Origin of the sequence: Streptomyces sp. NRRL F-2664, from assembly GCF_000719345.1 — a bacterium.
Classification (GTDB): Bacteria; Actinomycetota; Actinomycetes; order Streptomycetales; family Streptomycetaceae; genus Streptomyces.
In genome coordinates this window covers 1-1,564 of record NZ_JOFX01000199.1, presented here as the reverse complement: position 1 = coordinate 1,564, position 1,564 = coordinate 1, and the positions used below count along the sequence as shown (strand labels likewise).

2 protein-coding genes and 1 pseudogene are annotated in these 1,564 nt (G+C 60.1%); 2 read left to right on the top strand and 1 reads right to left on the bottom strand.

Annotation, left to right across the window (positions count from 1 at the left end; translation table 11 throughout):
* Positions 1-934, top strand: a 934-nt coding sequence (locus IF89_RS43960) for an RHS repeat-associated core domain-containing protein (RefSeq protein ID WP_158718138.1), incomplete at its 5' end; no start/stop codon positions are given.
* A gap of 91 nt (positions 935-1,025) precedes the next feature.
* Here IF89_RS43960 and IF89_RS43955 read toward each other — a convergent pair.
* Positions 1,026-1,376 (bottom strand): annotated as a pseudogene (locus tag IF89_RS43955) (transposase); the annotation flags it as partial.
* On the opposite strand from IF89_RS43955, the gene IF89_RS50075 reads away from it, so the two are divergent.
* Positions 1,303-1,564: hypothetical protein (locus IF89_RS50075; RefSeq protein WP_420707022.1), on the top strand; the 262-nt coding region annotated here is incomplete at its 3' end. The pseudogene IF89_RS43955 and the gene IF89_RS50075 overlap by 74 nt on opposite strands.

The window sequence follows — 1,564 nt, the reverse complement described above, 5'->3', positions numbered from 1 at the left end:
CAACCCCTTCCGCTTCGGCGGCGAATACACCAACACCGAAAACGGCACCGACTACACCCCCGCACGCCTCTACCACCCCAAAACCGGCCGCTTCACCACCCGCGACCCCCACCCCACACCCCTCAACAAATACCAAGCCTACGCAGCCAACCCCATAGAACACACCGACCCCACCGGAAACATCCAGCGCCGTATAAGGCACCATGACCCCGTCGACGACCAGCGCCAGCACGCCGATCAGAAGGAGGCGACTACCGGAACGGCAGTCGCCCATGAAAGCGCGGCGGAAAATCCGGCACCCCTGCAGCCTTCTATCGATCAGTTACTAACTGACAACAGGAGTAGGATGCAAAAAAAACGCGTCGAGTCTCAGTACGAGGCGATTGCCCACGTAAGGAGCTTCTTGTTCGCGACCGAAATTGAGGCAAATTCCCTGCATAATATATACAACTCAATCCGGAAGCAAGTCCTAGAAAATCTAAAAAACGGCTTAAAGGGAACCTGCAGGACTGACACGTGTGCGGCTTTAGCTGCCATCCAAAGCGGAAAGATTGTACTGCCTGCGGGCAAGGCGTCATGGAGTGGGGGTACAAAAACGCTGGGGGCGCTGGAGCTTGCCGAGATGGATAATATACGAGATGTAATGGTTTTTGCGCGCGAAAAATTTTACGCGACAGGCGGCAGGGACTTCATGGTACACATGCGCCGCCCTGGCGCCCACGTTACCCCCTTGACCTTCCGGTTTGATGCGTACGGCAATCGGACAGACGACGCGGGCCTGGCACGCGGATTCCTGGTTGACCCCTCCCTAGGTGTAATGATCAGAATCGCACATGACGCCAGCGAGTTGATAAATTTCACGAACAGCAATCAGGGGAAATATGCGAAGTTCTCCAGAATGGCCTTGTATCTGGCGCCAGATATCGCCGAGTGAGTTTCGTTCTGAACCACGCGGCCATGGCTGCGCCGGCACGCGAAAAGGTACCTCTACGGTGCTCGCCAAGCCGTTGCGTTGCTGGTGTGGGTGGTTGGTAGAAGGTGCCGTCTCGGAGCATGGTGAAGAGGACGTCGATATGGCGTCGGGCGAGTGCGATGAGGGCGGCGACGTGGTGCTTTCCCTCGCGGCGTTTGCGGTCGTAGTAGGCGCGTGACTCGGGTTGGGAGAGCGAGGCGAACGCGGCGAGGTAGAAGGCTCTCTTGAGCAGTTTGCTGCCTCGTCGGCAGGGGTGTTCGCCGCGGATGGTGGAGCCTGAGCTCCGGGTCGCGGCTGCGAGGCCGGCGTAGGCGGCGAGGTGGCTGGAGGTGGCGAAGCCGCTACCGTCGCCGACGTCGATGAGGATGCGCGCCGCGGTCCTGGTCCGGATGCCGGGCATTGAGACATCCGATCGGTCTATGGCCTCAAGCCGGGACTGGCGGTGGGGTGGGGAAGTCCGTGTTCTCGTCGTAGTTCTGGCGTGTGATGAGGCAGTGGTGGAGCTGGCCGAGGAGCCGGTTGAAGAGGTTGCGCAAGGCCGCTGTGTGCCGGTCCCCGATACTCCGGCGGCGATCATAGTGGCGGCGGGCT